The sequence below is a fragment of the Streptomyces sp. CBMA123 genome, assembly GCF_014596465.1.
GTDB lineage: Bacteria > Actinomycetota > Actinomycetes > Streptomycetales > Streptomycetaceae > Kitasatospora.
Genome location: NZ_MECK01000042.1, coordinates 1 through 23,748, shown reverse-complemented (window position 1 = coordinate 23,748; position 23,748 = coordinate 1). Strand labels below are relative to the sequence as shown.

General features: G+C 73.7%; 15 protein-coding genes. 3 read left to right on the top strand and 12 right to left on the bottom strand.

Going from position 1 to position 23,748, the window contains the following annotated elements:
* The 11 genes from BG452_RS07365 to BG452_RS07315 all read right to left on the bottom strand — a co-directional run.
* On the bottom strand, window positions 1-1,526 hold a 1,526-nt coding region (locus BG452_RS07365; protein WP_188303372.1), incomplete at its 3' end, for an amino acid adenylation domain-containing protein.
* The gene (locus tag BG452_RS07360) at window positions 1,523-3,364 is read right to left on the bottom strand and encodes a non-ribosomal peptide synthetase (protein ID WP_188303371.1); all 1,842 of its coding nucleotides are present in this window, start codon (window positions 3,362-3,364) and stop codon (window positions 1,523-1,525) included. The genes BG452_RS07360 and BG452_RS07365, both read right to left, overlap by 4 nt.
* 77 nt (window positions 3,365-3,441) lie before the next feature.
* A complete protein-coding gene (locus BG452_RS07355) occupies window positions 3,442-4,224 on the bottom strand; it encodes a hypothetical protein (protein WP_188303370.1) in 783 nt (260 codons plus the stop codon).
* A gap of 41 nt (window positions 4,225-4,265) precedes the next feature.
* Window positions 4,266-8,576: a non-ribosomal peptide synthetase gene (locus BG452_RS07350; protein WP_188303369.1), complete on the bottom strand. Its 4,311-nt coding sequence runs from the start codon at window positions 8,574-8,576 to the stop codon at window positions 4,266-4,268.
* A gap of 409 nt (window positions 8,577-8,985) precedes the next feature.
* Window positions 8,986-9,222 (bottom strand): acyl carrier protein, encoded by a 237-nt coding sequence (locus BG452_RS07345; RefSeq protein WP_188303368.1) that lies wholly within the window; start codon window positions 9,220-9,222, stop codon window positions 8,986-8,988.
* 313 nt (window positions 9,223-9,535) lie between these two features.
* Window positions 9,536-10,042 (bottom strand): flavin reductase family protein, encoded by a 507-nt coding sequence (locus tag BG452_RS07340; RefSeq protein WP_188303367.1) that lies wholly within the window; start codon window positions 10,040-10,042, stop codon window positions 9,536-9,538.
* A 38-nt stretch (window positions 10,043-10,080) separates the two neighbouring features.
* On the bottom strand, window positions 10,081-11,454 hold the full coding sequence (locus tag BG452_RS07335; RefSeq protein WP_188303366.1) for a peptide ligase PGM1-related protein: 1,374 nt from the start codon (window positions 11,452-11,454) through the stop codon (window positions 10,081-10,083).
* Window positions 11,454-14,039 (bottom strand): amino acid adenylation domain-containing protein, encoded by a 2,586-nt coding sequence (locus BG452_RS07330; RefSeq protein WP_188303365.1) that lies wholly within the window; start codon window positions 14,037-14,039, stop codon window positions 11,454-11,456. The genes BG452_RS07335 and BG452_RS07330 overlap by 1 nt, the downstream gene beginning before the upstream one ends.
* 76 nt (window positions 14,040-14,115) lie before the next feature.
* On the bottom strand, window positions 14,116-15,855 hold the full coding sequence (locus tag BG452_RS07325) for an ABC transporter ATP-binding protein (protein WP_411292896.1): 1,740 nt from the start codon (window positions 15,853-15,855) through the stop codon (window positions 14,116-14,118).
* Window positions 15,856-15,866: 11 nt separating this feature from the next.
* Window positions 15,867-17,504 (bottom strand): ABC transporter ATP-binding protein, encoded by a 1,638-nt coding sequence (locus tag BG452_RS07320; protein ID WP_317620938.1) that lies wholly within the window; start codon window positions 17,502-17,504, stop codon window positions 15,867-15,869.
* Between the two features lie 194 nt (window positions 17,505-17,698).
* Entirely contained in the window at window positions 17,699-18,742 is a 1,044-nt protein-coding gene (locus tag BG452_RS07315) for an acetylserotonin O-methyltransferase (RefSeq protein ID WP_223241880.1), read from the bottom strand.
* 793 nt (window positions 18,743-19,535) lie between these two features.
* Between BG452_RS07315 and BG452_RS07310 the strand changes: the two genes are divergently transcribed.
* Complete coding sequence (locus tag BG452_RS07310; protein ID WP_188303363.1) at window positions 19,536-20,696, top strand: glycine amidinotransferase; 1,161 nt, start codon at window positions 19,536-19,538, stop codon at window positions 20,694-20,696.
* Window positions 20,697-20,791: 95 nt separating this feature from the next.
* Here BG452_RS07310 and dpgD read toward each other — a convergent pair whose 3' ends face one another.
* On the bottom strand, window positions 20,792-21,640 hold the full coding sequence (gene dpgD, locus BG452_RS07305) for an enoyl-CoA-hydratase DpgD (protein ID WP_188303362.1): 849 nt from the start codon (window positions 21,638-21,640) through the stop codon (window positions 20,792-20,794).
* A gap of 124 nt (window positions 21,641-21,764) precedes the next feature.
* Between dpgD and dpgA the strand changes: the two genes are divergently transcribed.
* Both dpgA and dpgB read left to right on the top strand, forming a co-directional pair.
* Window positions 21,765-22,847 carry a 3,5-dihydroxyphenylacetyl-CoA synthase DpgA gene (gene dpgA, locus BG452_RS07300; protein ID WP_317620937.1) on the top strand — a complete coding sequence of 361 codons (1,083 nt, stop codon included), beginning with the start codon at window positions 21,765-21,767 and terminating at the stop codon, window positions 22,845-22,847.
* Window positions 22,848-22,866: 19 nt separating this feature from the next.
* The gene (gene dpgB / locus BG452_RS07295) at window positions 22,867-23,589 is read left to right on the top strand and encodes an enoyl-CoA-hydratase DpgB (protein WP_188303360.1); all 723 of its coding nucleotides are present in this window, start codon (window positions 22,867-22,869) and stop codon (window positions 23,587-23,589) included.
* The last annotated feature ends 159 nt before the right edge of the window (window positions 23,590-23,748 follow it).

The window sequence follows — 23,748 nt, the reverse complement described above, 5'->3', positions numbered from 1 at the left end:
GCCAGGACGATCGCCGCCGCGGCGCTCTGGTCGGCCTTCCCGGTCGGGCCCAGCGGCAGCCGCTCGGTGTGCACCAGCCGGGTGGGGACCATGGCGCCGAGCAGCCGGTGCGCGGCCGTCCGCCGCAGCTCCGGCCCGGGCACCGGTGCGCCGGTCGCGGTGGTGTACAGCGCGGCCAACTCCGGCCGCCCAGGGACCGGTTCGACCAGGAACACCAGGCAGGAGGTGACCGCCGGATGGGTCTCCAGCACCGTTTCGACCTCGCCCGGCTCGATCCGCACCCCGCGGAGCTTGACCTGGCGGTCGGTCCGGCCGCGGTGGCGCAGCAGCCCGTCGGCGTCGCGGCCGGCCACGTCCCCGGTGCGGTAGTGGCGGACGCCGTCGAGCAGGACGAACCGTCGGGCGGTCTCCGCCGCGTCCCCCAGGTACCCGGCGGCCAGGCCGTCACCGGAGAGGGCGAGTTCACCGGTGGCCGGGCCGGTCAGCACGGTGCCGTCCGGGCCGAGCAGGACGGCACCGGTGCACGGCACGGGCCGGCCGATCGGGATGTCGGTGCTGTCCTCGGCGACGTCGGCGGGGCCGATCGCGTGGGTGGTGGCGAAGATCGTGCTCTCCGCCGGGCCGTAGCCGTTGACCAGCCGCAGGCCCGGGAAGCGGGTCAGCGCCTCCCGGGCGTGCCGGACGGAGACCCGTTCCCCGCCCACCAGCAGCAGCCGGAGCCGGCCGAACTCCTCGGGAGCCTCCTCCAGCAGGACGGTGAACAGCGAACTCGTCAGCCACATGCTGTCGACGCCCGCGGCCAGGGCGCGGCGCAGCCCGTCCGCGTCGAGGGCGGGCACCCCCCGGTCGAGCAGCACGCACCGGCCGCCGTTGAGCAGCGGCGCCCACAGTTCGAGCGCGAAGGCGTCCCAGGGCAGCGGCGCGGCCTGGAGGAAGACGGTGGTGGCGTCGAGCGGGATCGTCGGGCAGCCGACCAGGGTTCGGATCGTGCCCCGGTGCGGGGAGACGACGCCCTTGGGGCGGCCGGTCGACCCGGAGGTGTAGAAGACGCAGGCGGCGGCGGTGCCGTCGGTGTGCGCCACCGACCCGGCTTCGGGGCCCCGGAGTTCCTCCGACGGAACGATGGCGCCGGCCCCGGCCCCGGCCTCCGGTCGCGGCCGGTCCACCACCACGAGCCGTGCGTCGCTGCGGCGCACCACGTCCGCCGTCCGCTCCGCCGGCCAGGCCGGGTCCATCGCGATGTACGCGGCGCCGGCCGTCAGCACCCCGAGCAGGACGGCGACGAGTTCCGGGGAGCGCTCGATCAGCACCGGGACGAAGTCCCCCGGGCCGATGCCGCGCGCCCGCAGTCCGGCGGCCACCGAGCGGGCCCGGGCCAGCAGTTCGCCGTAGCTCACCGTCTCGTCGCCCTGGCGCAGGGCGAGGGCGTCGGGGGTGCGGCGGGCGTGTCCGGCGACGACCTGGTCGATCCGCTCGCCGAGGTGGTACGGCGAGCGGTCCGCGCCGGGCCGGGTACCGGCACTCACCGGACGGCCCCCGCTCCCCCGGCCTGGTCGGCGGCGGCAGCGTCGACGGCGGCAGCGAGGTCGGCGAGGACGGGGTTGCCGAGGATGGTGCGGAACTCCACGTCGACGCCCAGCTCGCGCTTGATCCGCTTCTGCACCCGGAAGGCGAGCAGCGAGTGGCCGCCCAGGTCGAAGAAGTCGTCCTGGGCGCCGACGCCGTCGGTGGCCAGCAGGGACTCCCAGAGGCCGGCCAGGAACCGTTCCGTCCCGGTGGCCGGTGCCACCCGGCCGTCCCGGCGGGCCCGGTGCCGCGCCACGATCTCCCGGAGCGCGGCCAGGTCGCGCTTGCCGTGCTCGCTGGCGGGGATCTCCGGCAGGACGACGAAGTGGCTGGGCACCAGGTGGTCCGGCAGCCGGGCCTCGGCGAAGGCGCGGACCTCGCCGGTCGGGACGGGGCCGTCGAGCACCAGGCAGGCGACCAGGTGCCGGTCCGCGCCCTCGCCGGACGCCAGCACGACGGCCTCGTGCACCTGCGGGTGGCGGCGCAGCGCCCGGGCCACCTCGCCGGGCTCCACCCGGTAGCCGCGGATCTTCACCTGGTCGTCCGCCCGCCCGGCGAACTCCAGGACGCCGTCGGGGCGTCGGCGGCCGAGGTCGCCGGTGCGGTAGAGCCGGGCCGGCTCCGGGGCGAAGGGGTCGCGCAGGAAGCTGCCCCCGGTGGGCCCGGGTGCGTCGAGGTAGCCGCGGGCCACTCCCGGGCCGCCGATGTGGATCTCGCCGACCTCGCCCGGCGGCACCGGCTGTCCGTCCGGCCAGAGGAGGTGCACCGTCACCCCGTCCAGCGGGCGGCCGATCGGGATGGCGTCGCTCTCGGCGTCCTCGGGCGTGACGGTGTGGGTGGTGGCCACGGTGGTGGTCTCGGCCGGCCCGTACACATTGACGAGTTCGCCGCGGAACCGGCCGGCCAGCAGTTCGCGGCAGGCCGAGGGAAGGAGCACGTCGCCGCCCGCCTGGAGCAGGCGCAGGGGTGCGAAGGCGTCCCGGTCCTCGCGGACGACGTGGTTGACGACCATGGTCGGCACCAGCATCGCGGTGATCCCCCGGCGCCTCAACTCGCCCTGGAAGCCCGCCGCCAGGAGGTCGGGGACGGCCGGGAGCACGACCACCCGCGCGCCGTGCTCGAAGCTGGTCCACATCTCGAAGTGGAAGATGTCGAAGGAGAGGCTGGAGATCTGGCCGGTGCGGTCGTCCGGCCGCAGCCGGGGGGCGCCCTGGTTGCGGGCGTACGAGACGATGTTGCGGTGCTCCAGGACGATGGCCTTGGGCACGCCGGTCGAGCCGGAGGTGAAGAGCACGCTGGCTGCGCTCTCCGGGAGCACCTCGGGTGGTACGAACGCGGCGGGGGCCGCGCCGTCCAGGGCCTCACCGTCCAGCGCCTCGCCGCGGAAGGGCAGCACGTCGACGCCGAGGCCGCCGAGCCGCTCCCGCCACTCCGGGCGGGTGACGACCAGCGCGGCGCCGCCGCGGGTGAGCATCAAGTCCCGCCGGGCGTCGGGGTAGCGGGTGTCCACGGCCAGGTAGGCGGCGCCGGCCTTGAGGATGCCGAGGACGACGACGAAGACGTCGACGGAGCGGTCGAGGTAGAGGCCGACCCGGTCCTCGGCCCGGACCCCGCGGGCCCGCAGCAGGGCGGCCAGGGCGTCGGACCGTTCGTCCAACTCCCGGTACGTCAGCGTCTGTTCGTCGTCGGAGACGGCGGGCCGGTCGGCGAAGCGGGCGACGCCGGCCGCGAAGAGCCCGGTCAGGGTCCCGTTGGTGGTCGCGCTGTCGGTGGTGGTCGCATGGTCGGTGCTGGGCATCGTGATCCCCGGGTGGCGGTGGTTCGGCGGGCGGCGGTGGTTCAGCGGGCGGGGGTGGTTCGGCGGGCAGCGGTGGTTCAGCGGGCAGGGCCGGTGGTGCGCAGGAGGGAGAGGATGGCGTCCCTGGTGCCCTGGTGGCCGAGCAGGTCGTTGCGGGCGCAGTCGATCGTCACCGTGCTGGTCGACTGCGCCCCGGGCCAGGCCGCGCGGAACGGGTGGTCGCGGGAGACGATGTGCAGCGCGTCGCCGCCCCAGGCGGGCGAGGCGGAGTTGTGGGCCGCGACGAGGTGGGTGAGCCAGTCGAGGAAGTGGTCCACCAGCGGGGCGGTGGCCTCCTCGGTCTCCTCCTCGTCCGCGGTGTCCTCGGCGAGCATCTCCACGGCCAACTGCCTTACAGCCGAACGGACTTCCTCGATGGTGCGGTGCGGTTCGGCGCGCAGCCGGCCCGGGTCGAACAGCAGCCGGCCGGTCGCCTCGTCGATGGGGACGGCCGAGCGCCCGCCGCCGAGGACGCCGAGCGCGTCCCGGCACTCCTCCCAGAGCTCGTCGGCCGACGAGGGGCCGCTGTCGAGGAGGATCAGCGCCGGTGGTGCCGGCGTGGCTGCGGTCAGCCGGGCCGCCGCTTCCTGGGCCAGGTGCCCGGCCATGCAGTAGCCGACGACGCCGGCGAGCCGGGCCGGGGCGACGCCGGAGCGTGCGATCAACTGCCGGGCGTAGGCGGCGCCGTGGAGCTCGTCGGGCAGTTCGGCGCGCATCGCGTAGTGGACGTCGACGCCGTGGTCCGCCAGCCGGAGGTCGGCGACGTGTCCGGTCTTCCGGCGTCCGGGGTAGTCGATCACCAGGAGCTGTGGGTGGTCCATGACGGGTGCACCGGCCTTTCGCGACCGAGGTCGAGCGGGTGTCAGCCGGGGTCCGGCCCGCCGCCGGGCGGTCCGGCCACGGCGGGAGGCCGCGGCATCCGGGCGGTGAGGGCCGGGAGCAACTCCGGCAGTTCGGTGGTCAGGTAGAAGTGGCCCCCGGCGAAGTCGACGAACTCCACCGCGCCGGTGCTCAGTCCGGTCCAGCCGGCCAGCCGGTCGGGGTGGACGGTCGGGTCGTCGCGTCCGTTGAGGACGGTCACCGGGGTGTCGAGGGGAGGCCGCGGAAGGTACTCGTAGGTCTCGCTCACCGCGGCGTCCGCGCGCAGCACCGGCAGCAGCATCCGCAGCAGTTCGGGGTCGGCCAGGATCTCGGGCGGGGTCCCGCCCAGGCCGGAGAGCACGGCCGTCAGCGCTTCGTCCGGCAGCGTGTGGGCCCGCACGGCCGAGGGGCCGCGGCGGTCGGGGGCGTCGAGACCGGAGACGAACAGGTGGGCCGGCGCCCGGCCTCGGCGGGCGAGGGCGTGGCTCAGCTCGTAGGCCAGCAGCGCGCCCATGCTGTGGCCGAACAGGGCGAAGGGCCGGTCGGCCCGGGCCAGCAGCGGCCCGGTCAGCCGCTGGACGAGATCGGCCGCGGACCAGCTGGCCGGCTCGGCGATCCGGCCCTCCCGGCCGGGGAGTTGGACCGGGACGACCTCGACCTCGGGGGCAAGCAGCGCCGCCCACCGCCGGTACGCGGACGCCCCGCCGCCGCCGTGCGGGAGGCAGAACAGCTGGAACCGCCGCGCATCGGGTGCGCTGCCGAGGACGGCGGGCGGGAACCACGGGGAGGCGGCAGCCGCGAAGGAGGCGGAAGCCGGGGCGGCGGGGCCGGGGCCGCGCAGGGCGGTGCGCACCGCCTCCGCCAGCAGCTCCGGGGTCGGGCGTTCGAACAGCACCCGCAGCGGCAGTTCGATGCCGAACTCGGCGCGGATCCGCGCGGCCAGCCCGGTCGCCAGCAGCGAGTGGCCGCCGAGCGCGAAGAAGTCGTCCTCCAGGCCGACCCGTTCGACCTCCAGCAGCTGTTCGAAGGCCGCGCAGACCCGCTTCTCCTCGTCGGTGCGGGGAGCGGTGGAGGCGGCCCCCGCGCCGGGGGTGACCCGGGGCAGCGCCGCCCGGTCGACCTTGCCGTTCACCGACAGCGGCAGCGCGTCCAGCACCGTGATCGCGGACGGCACCATGGCGGACGGCAGCCGGCGGGCCAGCTCGCCGCGGACGGTGCGCGGATCGGCCGCGCCGACCACGTAGCCCAGCAGCCGCGCCCCGCCCGGACCGTCCCGGTCGGCGACCACCACGGCGTCGGTGACGCCGGGCAGGCCCAGCAGACAGGCCTCGACCTCGCCGAGCTCGATCCGCTGGCCGCGGATCTTGACCTGGTGGTCCCGGCGGCCCAGGAACTCCAGCCGGCCGTCGGGGCGGTGGCGCACCATGTCCCCGGTGCGGTAGAGCCGTGCGCCGCCGCGCCCTCCGAAGGGGTCGGGCAGGAAGGCCGCGGCGGTGCGCGCCGGGTCGGCGAGGTAGCCGAGGCCGACGCCGGCGCCGCCGATGTACAGCTCCCCCGGCACGCCCACCGGGACGGGTTCCATCCGTTCGTCGAGGACGTAGAGCCGGGTGTTGCGCAGCGGTCGGCCGATCGGCACCCGGGCGCCGGTGATCGGGGTGTCCGCGGTGAGGACGGCCGTGGCGACGTCGTCCGAGCACTCGGCCGGCCCGTAGGCGTTGACCAGCGGGATCCCCGGGTAGCGGGCGAACCAGCGCCGGCAGAGGTCGGGCGGCAGCGTCTCGCCGGTGACGACCAGCCGGCGCAGCGCGGCCAGTGCGGGCGCGCGGCCGAGGGTGTCCCAGGCGTCCAGGGCGACCCTCAGCAGCGAGGGGACGACCTCCAGAACGGCGGCCGAGTCGGCGGCCGCCAGCGCGAACAGGCCGGTCGCGTCCAGCGCGGTGTCGTCGCCGACCACCCGGGTGCGGGCGCCGGCCATGACGGCGACCAGCATCTGCCACACGGACACGTCGAAGGTGAGTCCGGCGTTCTGGACGACGGTGTCGGCGGCGGTCAGCGCGAAGTCCTCCACCTTGGCCTGGAGGTGGTTGTGCAGGCCGAGCCGGTGCACCACGGCGCCCTTCGGGCTGCCGGTGGAGCCGGAGGTGTAGATCACGTAGGCGGGCGACTGCTCGGCCTGCCGCCCGGCCGCCGGCGGGGCGTCCGCCGGCTCCGCGCTGTCCGCCGGTTCCGAGGTGTCCACGGTGGCCGCGGTGGCCGCGGTGGCCGCGGTGGCCGCGCTGTCCAGGACTGTCTGGCCGGTCTGGACGTCCAGGACGGTCAGCGGCCGGTCTGCGGCCGCCGCCAGCTCCCGGGCCCGCCCCGCGCCGAAGGGTTCGGTGACGATCAGCGTGGCCCCGCTGTCCGCGGCGACCTTCGCGGCCCGGTGCAGCGGCATCCCCACGTCCACGGGGATGTACCCGGCGCCGGCGTCCAGGACTCCGAGCACGGCGGCGATCACGTCCGCGCCGCGCCGGCCGACCACCAGGACGAGGTCGGCCGGGCCGACCCCGCGCTCGGTCAGCCGGCGGCTCAGGGCGTGCGCCCGGGCGGCCAGTTCGCGGTAGCCGGTGTCGCCGGTCTGGTCGGTGACGGCCACGGCGTCGGGGGTGACGGCGGCGAAGTGCCGCAGCTGCTCGGTGAGTTCGGGGATCGGGCCGGGGCGGTCGGTGCGGTTCCAGCCGACCAGCAGTTGCTCCCGCTCCTGCGGCGAGACCCGCATCAGCTCGGCCAGCGGCGCGGCCGGCCGCAGCGCGGCGTGCTCGCACAGCCGGAGGTACTCGCCGAGGATCGCCTCGGCCGTCTCCCGGCTGAACAGGTCGGTCGCGTACTCGAGTTCGACGACGGGCCGGTCGCCCTCCTCGATCATCAGCGTGAGGTCGAACTTCGCGGTGCCGGAGTCCAGCAGCAGCAGTTCCAGCTCGGCGTCGCCGAGCCGGGTGGCGGCGGCGGGCGCGTTCTGCAGGGCGAACATGGCCTGGAAGACGGGGTTCCGGGAGAGGTCCCGCTCCGGTGCCAGCTGCTCGACGACCCGTTCGAAGGGGACGTCCTGGTGGTCGAAGGCGCTCAGCACCGTGCCGGACACCTGGGCGACCAGCGCGTCGAAGGTGCCGTCCTTCGGTGGTGTCACCGGGATCGGCAGGGTGTTCACGAAGAAGCCGATCAGCTCCTCCGCCTCCGGCCGGGCCCGGTTGGCGACGGGCACGCCCACCACGGCGGTCTCCTGTCCGGAGCGCTTGGTCAGCACGGCACCGAAGGCGGCGAACAGCGGGGTGAACAGCGTCGCGCCGTTCCGCCGGGCGATCTCCCGCAGCCGGCCCACCACCGCGGGATCGAGCCGGGCCCGCAGCCGCGCTCCCCGGCGGCCGGAGACGGCGGGCCGGGGGTGGTCGGTCGGGAGGTCCAGCACGCGCGGCGCCCCGGCCAACAGCGCCGTCCAGTAGTCGAGTTGCTGCCGCAGGGCGTCGCCGGTGAGCCAACCGCGCTGCCAGGCCGCGTAGTCGGCGTACTGCACGGCGAGCGGGGCCGGCGGTTCGCCCGCGTAGGCGTGCCGGAGGTCGCGCAGCAGGACGCTGATCGACCAGCCGTCGGAGACGATGTGGTGCATGCACAGCGCGAGGACGTGCTCGGTGTCGGACAGGGCGGTCAGCACGATCCGGACCAGCGGTCCGTGCGCCAGGTCGAAGGGCTCGCGGCCCAGTTCGGCGGCCTGCCGCAGCACGGTCCGGTCGGGATCCGGCGAGGCCGGAGCCCCGCGGACGGCGAACTCGATCCGCGGCCGGTCGCCGGCCACCGCCACCGGCCGGCCGGCCCGCTCGGTGAAGCGGGTCCGCAGCACCTCGTGCCGGTCGCCGACCGCGAACACGGCGGCGCGCAGCCGCTCGACGTCCAGCGGGCCGCGCAGCCGGATCACGGCCGGCACGTTGTAGGCGGGGCTGTCGGGTTCGAGCTGGTGCAGCAGCCACATGCGTTCCTGGGCGTACGACACCGGCAGGTCCCCGGTCCGGGGGGCGGGCGTCAGCGGGGGCAGTTCCTCGCCGCCCAGCCGGAGCACCGCGCCGAGCTCGCGGACGGTGGGCCGTTCCAGGACGGTGCGCAGCGGGAGCTTGACGCCGAAGCGGGCGCGGATCCGGGTGGCGAGCCGGGTGGCGAGGAGTGAGTGTCCGCCGAGGTCGAAGAAGTCGTCGTCGAGCCCGACCGCTGCCACGCCGAGCACTTCGGCCATCAGGTCGGCCAGCCGTCGCTCTCCAGCGGTGCGGGGCGCTGCGTACGCCATGGAGCACTCCATGTTCGGGGCACGGGAACGCGGACACGGGAACGCGGGCACGGAACGCGGGCACGGAACGCGGGCACGGAACGCGGGCACGGAGAACCGCCCCGGAATGCCGCCCCGGAATGCCGCCCCGGTTTGTCGAACGGATATCGGACGGGCGTTCAGCGGATTCCGCGGGCGGCGCACCAGGCCAGGGCGAATCCCCCGGCGGCCACCGCCAGCCACAGTCCCCGCTGGATTCCCGGCCGCACCGGCCGGGGCCATGCCCAGCGCAGTGGGCCGGGAATCCTCGCCCGGTCCCGCAGCGTCCGTTCGTAATTCCGGGTGACGACCTTTCCGAGGTCCGCGGCCAGCAGGGATCCGATGCCGAACAGCAGGATCCCGAGGACCGCGCTCAGGCCGGGGGCGGCGCTCAGGCCGGAGCCGCGGCGTGCCGCTCGGCGACCAGCGCCGCCAGGTCGCCGAACCTGCGGTGCGAGACGATCTCGATCGCATCGACCATGACCTGCAGCTTCTCCTGGATGTCGGCCGCCAGGTACACGGCCACGATCGAGGTTCCGCCGCACTCGAAGAAGTCCGTCTCGGCGGTGACCTCGTCACACTTGAGCAGCTCGGTCCACAACGCCGCCAGCTGGCTGTTCACATCCATGTCACATTCCTCCCGGTGGGGAGTCCCGGCGCATTCACAGGACATTCGCGGAAAAGAGACGGTGCGGTGACCGGGAGGCCCGGATCCGCATTCGCGCACGAACTCGGTGGGTGTCGGCGAAGGTCACGGGCGAAACACGATCGGATATCGATCCGACGGCCCGTCAACTCTTTCACACGCGGTCTATTGCGTCAAGACAGATCAAGGCAGATCAGGGCGGATCAAGGTGAATCAAGGCGCGGCACGGCGTGAACGAACTCACCGGCATTCCGCCGGGCCGCAGCCGTCGATTCCCGGCGCTCGCGCAAACCGTTCAGTGCTTCAGGACATTGAACCGCCCCTGGTGGTAGAGCAGCGGACGGCCCGGCCCGCCGGCGTCCCCCGCGATCACCTCGGCCAGCAGCACCCGGTGGTCCCCGGCGGGCACCCGCGCCACCACCCGGCACACCAGCCAGGCCGGCACGTCGTCCAGGATCGGTATCCCCCGGGGGCCCGGCCCCCAGCGGGTCGGCGCGGCGAAGCGGTCGATCCCGCTGCGCGCGAAGGTGGCGGCCAGCTCCTGCTGGTGCTCGCCGAGGATGTGCACACCGACGTGCTCGGCGGCGGCGAACACCGGCCAGCCGGAGGAGCCGGTGTCGATGCCGAAGGAGACCATCGGGGGCTCGGCGGCGACCGAGGTGAGCGAGGTGGCCGTCAGTCCGACCGGCCGCTCCCCCCGCGCCGTGATGACGGCGACCCCCGCCGCGTGCCGGCGGAAGGCGGACCGGAACAGTTCGACGGACGCCGGCTGCGGCCCGCGGAGTCCGGCGGCGGCGGTCACGGTGCGGTCCTTCCCCGGTCGGGTGCCACGGCCACGGCTCAGTCCGTCGGCCCGCTGGCAGCGAACAGCGGCTTCAGGGCGCGGTCCCGGGCCCAGGCGGAGCCCAGGTCCTCGGCCACCACGCAGTACATGACGCCGTTGTTGCCGTCGAAGGCGTTGGTCAGCACCACGCCGGTGCGGGTGGCCGGGTCGTAGGCGAGGCCGGCCTCCCGGATCGCGGCGTGGGTGGCCAGGAAGGAGGGGGTCGACCAGCCCTCCGGCCACACCCGTTCGAGGATGACCCGGTCCTTGCCGAAGCCCTCGCCGACCCCGTAGCGGCCGATCCGCCCGTAGATGTGGGTGGAGCCGGTGACCCGGCCGTTGTACTCGGTGAAGAGCACCTCGCGCTCCGGGGTCACGATCGCGTCCGGGCCGAGGATGCCGCGGTAGCCGATCGCGTGCAGCGCCTCGGCGAGCCGCCGCCCGCCCTCGATGATCCGCTCCAGTACGTCCGGCTCCAGGCCCTGGGAGGGCATGATCTGGCCCACCGCGTAGGGGGCGGAGAGCAGTTCGCCGTCCCCGGTCAGCTCCACCCCCTCGTCGGTGAGCAGGAACTCGGTGAAGAACGCGGAGCTGTCGCGGACGTAGCGCTCCGCCACCGGGCGCCCCCGGCCGGCGGCGGTCAGCCACTCCCACCGCTCGCGCAGGTAGGAGCGCACCTCGGCGCGGCCGTCCACGGTGATCACCCGGCGGGCGCCGATCGGGCGGAACCGCTCGCCGGTGGTCAGGATCTCGTTGCCGCGCCCGCCGGAGAGGTAGTCGTGCTTGACCACCACCGGTCCGCCGGCGAGGAGTTCGAGGATCGCCTCCTCGGCGGCCTGCGGGCTGGTGCAGACGGCGCCCTCCGGCAGCGGCACTCCGGCGCCGCCGGCGATGGTGCGGAACGCGGACTTGCTGTTGACCAGCACGCCGCCGGCCTGGTCGACGAACCCGTAGCCGGGCATCGCGTCCTGGACGCCGAGGGTGCGGGCCAGCCGGGCCACCGCCGCGTCCGGCCACAGGGCGGACAGGTGGGTCACCGCGCGGTCGCCGACGGCCTCCTCCAGCGCCTCGACGAACTCCGGGTCGGCCAGCCGGGCCGGGGAGAGGGTGCCCTCGCTGCCGGCGTGGGCGGGCGGGACGACGACGGTCAGGCTCGCCCGCCGCACGCCGGTGTGCGAGGTCACGTAGTCGAGGAACGCCTCCTCGGGGCGTACCGGCAGGACCAGGACGTCGCCGTCCTCGGCGAACCAGGCGATCCGCTGCACCCACCAGCCGGTCCAGCCGCGGTCGGTCCGGACGTCCTCGCTGAAGTCGTTGGCGATCAGGATCCGGGTCCCGTCCCCGGTCCCGCGGGCCGTGCGGGCGGCCCGCTCGCTGGGCAGGATCAGCATCAGTTCTCCCGTTCGATCAGGGTGGCCAGGGTGGCGACGGTCGGGGCGGCGAGGACCTCCATGAGGTCGAGTTCGACCCCGAACCCGTCCTGGAGCGCGGACAGCAGTTCCAGCAGCCGGATCGAATCCCCGCCGCCGGCCATGAAGTTGCCGTGCAGGTCGGCCGAGGGGACGCCGAGGACCCGGCACCAGACGGCGGCCACCGCGATCTGGGTCACGGTCCGCGGCGCCTCGCCGGGGCCGGCCGCGACCTCCTCGGGGTCGGGCAGCGCGGAGCGGTCGAGCTTGCCGGTCGGGCCGAGCGGCATCCGGTCCAGGGCGAGGACGCGCCAGGGCACCGCGTACTCGGGCAGGGTCCGGGCCAGGTAGCGCCGGAGTTCCTCGGGGTCGGGCGGGAAGGCCGTCGCCGGGGTGACGTACCCGACCAGCCGGGCCACCGGCTGCCGGGTGTCGACGGTGAGCACGGCCTCGGCGACGGTGGGGTGGCCGCGCAGCACCGCCTCGATCTCGCCGGGCTCGATCCGGTGGCCGCGGATCTTGATCTGCCGGTCCTTGCGGCCGCGGAAGACGAGGGCTCCGTCGGCCCGGCGGCGTACCAGGTCGCCGGTGCGGTAGAAGCGTGTCCCGTCCGCCGAGGTGCCGAACGCCCCCGCGGTGACGTCGGGTTGCCGCCAGTACCCCTCGGCGACGTGGTCGCTGTGGATCTCCAGCTCGCCGCAGAGTTCGGTGGGGTGGCCGTCCTGGTCGACGAGGCGGATCCGGACGCCGTCGACGGGGTGGCCCACCGGCAGCGCGCCGCTGCCGAGGTCGGCCCGGCCGGCCAGGTGCTGGGTGACCAGGGTGCATTCGGTCGGGCCCAGCCCGTTCACCAGCGCGCTGTCCGCCGGGAAGGCCCGGAGGAACCTGCGCAGGTCGTGCTGGGTGGCCTCCTCGCCGCCGAGCACCACCGCGCGGACGGCGGCGAGCGTCGGCTCGGGCCCGGCGGCGTCGGCGGGGAGGTCTCCGGTGAGGTGCCGGAACAGGGTCGGGGTGCAGTGCACGACTGTCGCCCCGGCCGCGGCGAGCCGGCCGCGCAGTTCGGGGGCCGGCAGCAACGGGTCCAGTACGTGCAGGGTGGCGCCGGTGAGCAGGGCGCCGTAGAGGTCCATGACGGCCGCGTCGAAGGTGTAGCGGGCCAGCAGGGGCACCTGGTCGCCGGGGCCGATGCGGATCCGGTCGGCGTAGCGGAGGCCGTGGGCGAGGACGTTGTGCCGGGTCTGCATCACCGCCTTGGGCTTGCCGGTGGAGCCCGAGGTGTGCAGGAGGTAGGCGAGTTCGCCGGGGTCGACGGCCCGTCCGGCGTCGGCCGGCTCCCCCGGGTCGGTCAGATCGAGCGGCAGGACGGGCCGGCCGCGGAACACGGCGGCGGCGCGGTCGGCGAGTTCGGGGTCGCAGAGGATCGCGCCGACCTCGGCGTCGAGGAGCAGGCGGGTGAGCCGGGCGTCCGGCTGGCGCGGGTCCAGTGGGACGTACGTGGCGCCGGACTTGAGCACCGACCAGACGCCGACCACCGAGCCGAGGTCGTGCGCGCAGAGCAGCGCGACGCGCCTGCCCGGGCCGCCGGAGCGGCGCAGCCGGCGGGCCGTCGCGCTGGTGACGCGGTCCAGTCGGGCGTAGCTGAGCGTGCCGGACGGGCCGACCAGGGCGGGTCGCTCGGCGTGGGCCCGGGCGGTGCGGCGGAAGCGGTCGACCAGGTCCTCGCCCCGCTCGGCGGGTGCGGGGGCGGTGTGGCCCGCCGGGACGGGCAGCCGCCAGGCGGGAGCGTGGACCGGGCCGTCCTGGACCCGGAGGTCGCGCAGCGGCTGGCCGGGTTTGGCCACGGCCTCGGCGAGCAGGGTCAGGCAGTGGCCGAGGATCCAGCCGGCGGTGGCGCGGGACAGCAGGGCGGCGTTGTAGCGCAGGGAGAGCGCGGTGCCGTCGTCCGCCAGCGCGAGGGCGAGGTCCGGTGCCACTGCCCGCAGTTCCGGCTCGGCGGGGTGGCCGGCGACGGCCCGCAGCTCGGGAGCCTCGCCCTCCGGCGCTCTGCCCAGGGCCTCGGTCGCGGCGGCCCGGCAGCGGAGCAGCTCGTCGGCGAAGGGGGCGTCGGGCCGCAGGCCGAGGCGCACCGGGCGGATCCCGGGGTCGGCGGCCGGTCCGGTCGTCCCAGTCCCAGTCCCAGTCCCAGTCCCAGTCCTCCCAGTCGTCCCGGTCGTACCGGTCGTCCTCGTCGGAGTGGCCTCGGGCCCGGCCTCGGCGAAGGAGGCGGTGTCCAGGCCGAGCAGGAGGTCGGCCTGTCCGGTGTGCCGGTGCAGCACGGCCGCCCACACGGTGAGCAGGGTGATCGCCGGGGGGACGCCGGTGCTGCGGCCCAGTTCGTCGAGCAGGGCCGTCGTCCCGGCGGGGAGCGGTACGCGCTCGGTCTCGCCCCGGTACGGTCCGGCGGTGAGCCGGGGCCGGTCGGTGGCCAGGTCGAGCGGCGCCGGCATGGCGGGCGGCGCCGCTCCCGCCGTCGTCCCTCCGTCGTGGCCTGGCCGGCGACCGGCCCCGCTCGGCTCGGTGCCCTCCATGACTTCTCCTTCCGGGCTTCAGCTCTCGTGGTGGATTGCCGGTCCGATCCGTCATGCCGGGGAGGAGTCCCCGTGGTCAGCCGGAGGGCATCACATCGGCCGTGTCGCCGTGCCAGGAGTGCCACAGCCGGGCGTACGGGCCGCCCTGGCGGACCAGTTCGTCGTGGCTGCCGGTCTCGCTGATCCGGCCGTCCTCCATGACCACGACGCGGTCCGCGTCGTGCGCGGTGTGCAGCCGGTGGGCGATGGCGATGACGGTGCGTCCCGCCAGGACGGCGGCCAGGGCCCGTTCGAGCTGCCGCGCGGCGCGCGGGTCGAAGAGCGAGGTGGCCTCGTCCAGGATCACGGCGTAGGGGTCGGTCAACACGAGGCGGGCGAGGGCCAGTTGCTGGGACTGGACCGGGGTGAGCGCGGCCGCGCCGGAGCCCACCTCGGCATCCAGGCCCAGTTCGGAGGCCCAGTCCCAGGCGTCCACCGAGCCGAGGGCCTTCTCCAGTTCCCGGTCGGACGCGTCCGTCTTGGCGATCAGCAGGTTGTCCCGCAGGGTGCCCCGGAAGACGTGCTGCTCCTGGGTCACCAGGGCGATCTCCCGGCGCAGTTCGGCCAGCGGGATGTCGGTCAGCGCGGTGCCGCCGATGGTGATCGAGCCGGCCCGGGGGGTGTGGATCCCGGCCAGCAGCGCGCCGAGGGTGCTCTTCCCGGCGCCGGACGGGCCGACGATCGCGAGCCGCTCCCCCGGCTTGACCACCAGGTCGACGGCGTGCAGGACGTCCTGTCCCTCGCGGTAGGCGTGGGTCACGCCCTGGACGACGATGTCCTTGCCGCTGGGGACGTGCTCCGTGCCGGATTCGGCCGCCTCCTCGGCGGGGCTGCCGACGCCGAGGATCCGGGCCAGGGCCGTCCCGCCGACCTGCAGTTCGTCCATCCAGTACAGCAGCCGGTCGACCGGGCCGATGATCTGCTGGACGTAGAGGGTCGCCGCCGTCACGGCCGCGATCGAGACGTGGCCGTCCAGGTAGAGCAGCCCGCCGACCAGCAGGGTCGCGGCCACCGGTAGGATGTAGCCGGTGTCCGCGATCGGCAGGTAGACACTGCGCAGGTAGAGGGTGCGGCGCTCGGCCGCGTAGGACTCCGCGATGTCTCCGTCGACCCGGGCGGAGCGGTGGCCGGCCAGCCGCATCGCGTCGACCGTGCGCGCGCCGTCGACGGTCTCGCTGAGGCCGCCGGTGAGCCGGGCGTAGGAGGCGTTCGCCCGCAGGTAGCCCGCCCGGGCCCGGCGCAGGTACCACCGGGTGGACAGCCACAGGACGGGTACGGCGACCAGGCAGGGCAGCACCAGGACGGGCGCGGTCAGGGCGATCGCGCCGAGCGTCAGCGCGACCGTGGCGAGCGCCACCAGGGTGTCGGGGACGGCGAGTTGCACGGTGTTGGCCAGCACGTCGACGTCCCGGGTGGTCCGGCTGATCAGGTCGCCGGGGCCGGCCCGCTCCACGGTGGCCAGCGGCAGGGCGAGCACCCGGTCGACGAACTCCTCGCGCAGCCGGGCCAGCACCTTCTCGCTGAGCTTCAGCGAGGCGAGCATCGCGAAGCGGGTGAAGGCCGCCTGGGCGACGACGGCCGCGCTGATCGTCAGGGCGACGCCGGTGGTGTCGTTGACGCCCTTCCCGGCGTCCTCGACCAGGTCGCCCAGCAGCTTCGGGGCGACCAGCCCGGCCACCGTGGCGAGGGTGTGCAGCAGCAGCGTGAGGGAGAGCTGCCGGGGGTACTGGAGCATGAGGCGCCGGGCGTAGGAGCGCACTTCTTTGGGTGTTGCCACGGGCAGGATGCTCACGCCACTGCTACCTCTCGGGTCACGACGGATCGATAGCGGGCGTTGGCGAGCAGTTCCTCGTGGCTGCCGTGCGCCACGGCCTTGCCGTGTTCCACGTAGACCACGTGGTCGGCGTGGTCCAGCACGATCGGGCTGGTGGTGAACACCACGGTCGTCCGGCCCCGCCGGTGGGCTCCGAGCCGGCCGGCGACCCGCCCCTCGGTGTGGGCGTCCAGCGCGCTGGTCGGCTCGACCAGGATGAGGGTCTCCGGGTCGGCGACCAACGCCCGTACCAGGTTGAGCCGTTGCCGCTGACCGCCGGAGAACTCGCGGCCGCCGAGGATCTCCTGGCCGAGGCCGTCGGGGAGCGCGTCGACGATGTCGGCCGCCGAGGCGTCCTCGATCGCGCGGTCCAGCCGCCCCCGGTCGTCGGCGTCGCGGGCGTCCGGGTCGAGCTGGGCGCCCAGTTCGCCGGAGAACAGGCGGGCGTCGTGGTCCACCACCAGGATCCGGCGGCGCACCTCGTCCAGCGGGAAGTCGGCCAGTGGGACGCCGCCGTAGCTGGCGGAGGAGTCGGTGTAGCGGCCGAGCCGGTCGGTCAGCAGCTGGGCGTCCCCGGAGGCGGCGCAGGCCACCGCGACGAACCGGCCCGGGGGGAGTTCGATGCCGGACTCCGGGTCGCGCAGGGTGCCGGCCTCGGGGAGTTCGGCCGTGTCGCGGCCGCCCGAGGTCAGTTCGCGCTCCAGGGCCAGGAATTCGGAGGACATCCGGGCACCGACCAGGGCCCGGGTCAGCTGGTCGACCATGGTCGTGGCGCGGCGCAGCTGCTCGGCGAGAAACACCGCGTACCCGTAGAAGGCGACGAGTTCACCCGGGCTCATCCGGCCGGTGTCGACGAAGTGGGCGCCGAGCCAGACGATGGCGGTGATGAGAAGCCCCGGCAGCAGCAGCCGGCCCGCCATCACGTTGGCCTCGACGGCGGCCACCCGGACGCCCTCGCCGCGCACCCGCTGGGAGCGCTCGTGGTAGCGGGCGGCGAAGACCTTCTCGCCGCCGATGCCGCGCAGGACCCGCAGGCCCTCCACGATGTCCACCGCGAGGTCGGCGAGCGCCCCCTGCTCCTTGCGCAGGCCCTGCTGACGGCTGTGCAGCACCCGCATCAGCCGGGCGATGGCCCAGGCCGACAGCGGCACGCCGACCAGGGCGACCAGGCCGAGCGGCCAGGAGACCGTGAGCATCACGCCGGCGATGACCACGATCGACACCACGGCGCCGCCGCCGCGGGCGGTGCTCTCCAGGGCGATGCCGATCCGGGTGATGTCGGTGGCCCCGACGCTCACCACCGATCCGGCGGACACCCGGCGCGGCAACTCCGCGCCGAGGCTTGCGGCTTGGCGGGTGACGAGCTGCATGGTCCGGTAGCTGGCGCCGAACCGGTTGGTCACCGAGCAGCGGTCACGCAGGGTTCCGGTGACGGCCTGGGTGACGCCCAGGGCGAGGACGGCGGCGCTCCACAGCACCAACGCCCCCTTGTCCCGGGCGATCAGTCCCTCGTCGATGCCCCGGCCGATCGCGGCGGGCACGAAGGCCTGAGCCAGCGTGCAGACCACTCCGTAGCAGACGGCGAGGATCATCGAGGTGCGGTGGTTGGCCACCAGCCATAAGAGGTAGCGACTTGGGGAACCGAGTGCGGGCCTGCCCGGATCTGGTTCGGGGAACTGGCGCATGTCGTCCAACACTTGTCATCTTGGGGGCACCTCCCGCGCTCTGCCGGGCGGGTGCAACGACGGGGATTCAGGGCGTGTCCTGCGGATGTTCGCCGGATCCGACAAGATCCACAAGAGACGCCCTAGGCCTTGGTACCCATGCTGAGCCCGTGCTCGTACGGGAGCCCGCCTATGGTCTTGACGTCGCCGAAGCCTACCCGCTGCAGCCACGCCTCGTAGTCCTTGGCCGGGTAGGCCATGCCCTGGCCGCTGGCGAGCACGTTGAAGTAGAGGCCGAGCCGGGCGGAGAAGATTCCGCTGGTCTCGTCGTCGGAGACGTTGTAGCCGTAGACGAAGACCTTGCCGCCGGGCGGGAGGGCGTCGTACGCCTTGGTGAGCAGCGCGAGGATCTGGTCCTCGGCGAAGATCTCCAGGACGTGGCTGAACAGCACGGCGTCGGCGCCGGTGGGGAACGGCTCGGTGAACATGTCCCCGGGGTGCAGGGCGAGTCGGCCGGCCAGGTCCGGGGTGACCTCGTGCTCGGCGAGCCGCGACACGCTGGGCATGTCGAAGACCGTCGACCGGAGGCCCGGGTGGCGCCGGGCGAGCCGGACCGAGGTGGTGCCGTCGCCGCCGCCCACGTCGAGCAGGTGGCGCACCGAGGCGAACTCGTCGCGGTCGACCAGCGCGTCCACCGAGCGGAGCGTGAAGGCGCTCATCGCACGGTGGAACACCGCCTCCAACTCCGGGTTGCGGGACAGCCGTTGGTAGAGGGTGGGCTCGTCGCCGGGGTGGTCGGCGAGGGCGAGGTTGGTGCCGGCCCGCAGAGCGGCGGTCATGTGCGAGAAGGCCGGGTAGTAGACCTCCTTCCAGCCCACCAGGATGTGGGCCCAGCTGTCCGGGGCGTCCGAGGCCAGGAGGTCCCGGGCCACCGGGGAGTTGGCGTACTCCCCGTTCGTCCGCTCCAGCAGCCCGGTGGCGCAGACGGCCTGGAGCAGGACGCGGAGCTGGTGGGCGGGGATGGCGGCGCGTGCGTGGATCTGCTCGAACGTTGCCCCGGGGTGGTCCGCGAGGAACCGGAAGACGTCCAGTTCGACGGCGGTCGCCACCGCATTGAAGAGGGCGGGGGCGTTCACCAAGAACTGGAAGCGCTCGTAGACCGGGTCACCCTCGTGCGAGTCGCTCATGGGATGAGCATTCCCTTCCTGGACCATCAGCTGATGAATTCTGACGTTGGGGGGTTTCCGACGTGGGGATCGCCGCTCCGGGCACGGTGACGGCCCTGGCGATTTCGACCTGTCGGGAAAGGGTCCTGGGTGGAGATGTCGCTTCTTACGCGATCCACATCCGCGCACAATGACGGATTGTTACTCGGAGTCGAGTCTTGCACATGTACAGCCAAGCCGTCAATCCCGAGATCCACCGGCACCCGGGCGGCCGATCCGGCGCCTCCGAGCCTCTCCCGCCAGCTGACAGCAGGTCAATCCCCTTGCCCGAAAAGTCAGTTCAGGAGCGCCCCAGCGGGGCGCGGGGAGAGTTCCGACGCGCCGTCAACTCACGACGGGTCGCCAATGATACCAAGATCATAAACTTACGGAGGGCGCTCGACGAGCTTTTGGGTGAATCGCTCACAGACGGCGAAACGCGCTTTAACAACGAGGGGTTGACGTGCCGCCGCGGCGCGGTGAAGCAATGGTGAGAGCGCACGCGTCCCCGCACGCCCCTGGATCCCGGCACAGGTTGGCGGATTAAAGGCCCCGCTCTGGCCACGGCGACACAAGTGTGCTTGCATGTCGAACTATCCAAGGTGCCAGAACCGCCCTGCCCTTGCGGGCCGGAGCCACCCCGCGGCTGCCTCGAGGATTCCCGCCGCCGCGGCCGGCGCCCGTGACACATCCGAGGCCGGCGACCGTGCCCGGTCATCGATCGCTACTTCGCGTAAGCCATGTGCCAACGGATCCACCACTGGAGGAGCCTGCGATGCAGCTGAACACCTTCGACGAATGGTCGCCGCTCAGGGAAGTGATCGTCGGTTCCGCGGTGAACTACACCTCGCACGAGCGCGAGCTCTCCTTCGACCTGTTCTTCCACGACAACATCGCCAAGGACAACTCCTCGCGCTCGGAGTGGTACTACCCCCGGCTGTCCGCGGCCGGCCGCGACAGGCAGGCCGGCAACTCCAGCCGCAAGCCGATCAAACAGCGCTACGTGGACGAGCTGAACGAGGACCTGGACGGCATCGTCAAGGCCCTGGAGTCCCTGGACGTCACCGTCCACCGCCCGATGGACGTCGACCCGGCGACCGCCCGGGTCGAGACCCTGGCCTGGGAGGCGTCGGTCGTCCCGCCGCTGAACGTCCGGGACAACACCCTGATCGTCGGCGACGAGATCATCGAGACGCCCCCGATGATCCGCTCCCGCTACTTCGAGACCCAGTTCCTCACCCCGATCTTCCAGGAGTACTTCCGCCAGGGCGCCCGGTGGACGGTCATGCCCCGGCCGCTGATGACCGACGCGTCCTTCGACCTCACCTACGCCCGCAACAGCACGGTCGGCGGGCCCACCGAGCCGATCGCGGACCCCCGGCCCTCCCCGTACGACGTCGGCTTCGAGATGATGTTCGACGGCGCCCAGTGCCTCCGGCTCGGCCGCGACCTCGTGGTCAACATCTCCACCGCCAACCACGCGCTGGCCTGCGACTGGCTGGAGCGCCACCTGGAGGGGCGCTTCCGCATCCACCGGGTGCACCAGCTGAGCGACAGCCACATCGACAGCATGGTGCTGGCCCTGCGCCCCGGCACCCTGCTGGTCCGCTCCGAGAAGGTCGCCGAGAAGCTCCCCGAGCCGCTCCGCACGTGGGACCTCATCGTCCCGCCGGCCCCCGAGGGCAACAACTTCCCGCAGTACGGCGACGACGACCTGATCCTCACCAGCCCGTTCATCGACCTGAACGTGCTCTCCGCCGGCCCGGACACCGTCCTGGTCAACGAGGCCTGCCCGGAGCTGATGCGCAAGCTGGAACAGCACGGCTTCACCGTCGTGCCGGTCCGGCACCGCCACCGGCGCCTGTTCGGCGGCGGCTTCCACTGCTTCACCCTCGACACGGTCCGCGACGGCGGCCCCGAAGACTACCTGAGCTGATGCGCTCGACGGCGTGCGGCGGCGGACGCCGGAGGCCGGCACCCGCCGCCGCCCGGGCCGGTCGGGCCGGTCGGGCTGGTCGGGCCGGTCGGGCCTCAGCGGGCCTGCCACCGGGGGTCGCGCTTCTCCACGAAGGCGAGCGGGCCCTCCACGGCGTCCCGGCTGGCCATCCGCCGCTCCTCCCACGGGTAGCGGGTGGCGAAGGCCGTCTCCAGCGGCATCGTGACGGACTTGCCGGCCGCCTCCTTGATCGCCCGCACCGAGAGCGGCGCGCAGCGCAGGATGTCGGCCACCCAGCCGTCCACGCAGGCGTCGAGTTCGGCGGCCGGCACCACCTCGTTGACCAGCCCGAGTTCGAACGCCCGCCGGGCGTCCATCGGGCGGCCGGTCAGCAGGTGCCCCATCGCCGTCCTCCACGGCAGCTGCCTGGTCAGCCGGAACACGCCGCCGGCGCCCGCCATCAGGCCGAGCCTGGCCTCCGGCAGGGCGAAGGTCGCGTCCTCGGCGGCGACCACGATGTCGCAGGCCAGGGCGAGTTCGAAGCCGCCGCCCATCGCGTAGCCCCGCACCTTGGCGACCACCGGCTTGGCCAGGTCGAAGCGTTCGGTCAGCCTCGGCCAGCCCGGCTTGCCCCGGCTGCCGAAGGTGGCCGTGCCGGCGGTGCCGGCCCGGACCCGCTCGGCCAGCTCCTTGAGGTCCTGGCCGACGGAGAAGGCGCGCTCCCCCGCGCCGGAGAGCACCACCACCCACACCTCGTCATCGGCCTCGACCTCGTCCCAGACCGCCGCCAGTTCCTCGTGCATGCGCAGGTCCATGGCGTTCAGGACGCCGGGCCGGTCGAGCGTCACCCGAGCCACGTGACCGTCCTTCTCGTACCGCACCCTCGGGTCCTCCGAGGTGCGCGCGGTAACCGAACCATCGCTGCTCCTGGATTCTTCTGACATGGCAGGGATCATAGCGCGACAACCACCGGATCCAGTACCGGATTTCGGCCCGGAGGAGATTGATGTGAAACTCGCCGACAGGAGTGTCCGGCCCAGTCCGGAATCCTTCGCCAGGAAATCCCGGGTGACCTCGCCGAGAATCCTGGGCGTCGGGACATCGGTGCCCGAGACCTCCTACACCCAGCGCGAACTGCTGGACATCTTCGCCATCACCGATCCGCGGATCCGCTCGATATTCCTGAACAGCGCCATCGAGCGCCGCGGCCTCACCCTGCCGCCGCCGCTGCCGGACGGTTCGCGGGCCGTCGAGACCCAGGGGCAGCTGCTGGCCAAGCACGTCACCGGCGGCATCACCATGGGCCGGCAGGCGGTCGAGGCCTGCCTCAAGGAGGCCGGCGCGACCCTCGCCGACCTGCGCTACCTGTGCTGCGTCACATCGACGGGCTTCCTCACCCCGGGCTTCTCCGCGCTGCTGATCAAGGAGCTGGGGATCAGCCGGCACTGCTCCCGCCTGGACGTGGTCGGCATGGGGTGCAACGCGGGCCTCAACGGCCTGACGGCAGTAGCCGGTTGGGCCACGGCGCACCCCGGCGAGCTGGCCGTCATGGTCTGCATCGAGCCGTGCTCGGCCGCCTACGTGCTGGACGGGACGATGCGCTCCTCGGTGGTGAACAGCCTGTTCGGCGACGGCTCGGCCGCGGTCGCCCTGATGGCCTCCGAACAGCCGGACGACCGGGGGCCGGCCCGGGCCCGCACGACGGCCGGCCACCCGGCGCTGCTGCGCTTCTCCAGCTGCATCATCCCGGAGGCCTCCGGCGCGATGCGCTACGACTGGGACGACGCCCAGGGGAAATTCAGTTTCTACCTCGACCCGGAAGTCCCCTACGTCGTCGGCGCGCACGCGGAGATATCGCTCGACCGCCTGCTCGACGGAACCGGACTGAGTCGCTCCGACATTTCCCACTGGGTGGTCCATTCCGGCGGGAAGAAGGTCATCGATTCGGTCCGGGTGAATCTCGGACTGACCCGCTGGGACGTCCGGCACACCACCGGGGTCCTGCGCGACCACGGAAACCTCTCCAGCGGCTCTTTCCTGTTCTCGTACGAACGCCTGGCGGCCGAGGGCCGCGCGAAGTCCGGTGAATTCGGCGTCTTCATGACGATGGGTCCCGGATCGACCATCGAAATGGCCCTGGTGGGCTGGTGACGGAAGGAAGGACGGCCGGATGAACGAGAACCCCGACCTCACACAGCTCCCCGACGGGCTCGGCCTCATGGTGCGGATCGACGGGACGCGGCCGCTGGCCGAACTCACCGCGCTGCTGAACTCGGTCTGCGACGAGGTGGAGAACCGCGGCGAGAAGTCCGTCGTGGTGCTGCGGCTGGACGCCACCCCGGCCGACGTCCGGGCCTGGCCCGGCGCCGTCGCCATCCAGCAGGTCAACCGCTGGGAACGCGCGGTACGCCGGCTGGAGCGCCTCACCGCGATGACCATCGCCGCCGCCCGCGGCGCCTGCGGCGGCCCCGCCCTGGACCTCCTGCTCGCCGCGGACTTCCGGATCGGCGCACCGGACCTGCTGCTGATGCTGCCCGTCAACGACGGCCACTTCTGGCCCGGCATGTCGGTCTACCGGCTGGTCCGGCACCTGGGCCTCGCCAAGGCCCGGCAGATCGTCATCTGGGGCAACGACATCTCGGTCGACCGGACCCTGGAACTCGGCCTGATCGACCAGATCAGCGAGGACGTCGCCGAGGCCGTGCACACCGCGACGGTGCTGATGGGCCGGATCTCGGACCAGGAACTGACCATCCGCCGCCTGCTGCTGCTGGAGGCCGGCTCCGCGGACTACGACGACGCCGTGGGCGTGCACCTGGCCGCCTGCGACCGCGAACTGCGCCGGCTGCGGCAGGACGCCTCCGCCGCGACGCCGGGGAGCACCCAGCGATGACCGCCGCACCGCCGGCCGGCCCGGACCACGCCCCGCCCGCCCTCACCGGCGACCTCGCCGACGACACGGCCGCCCTGGCCCGGTACGCCCGGGCCGGGGAGGAGGTGCTCGCCGCGCTCCCGGCCCGGCCCGGGCGCGACGCCGCCCAGCAGCACCGCG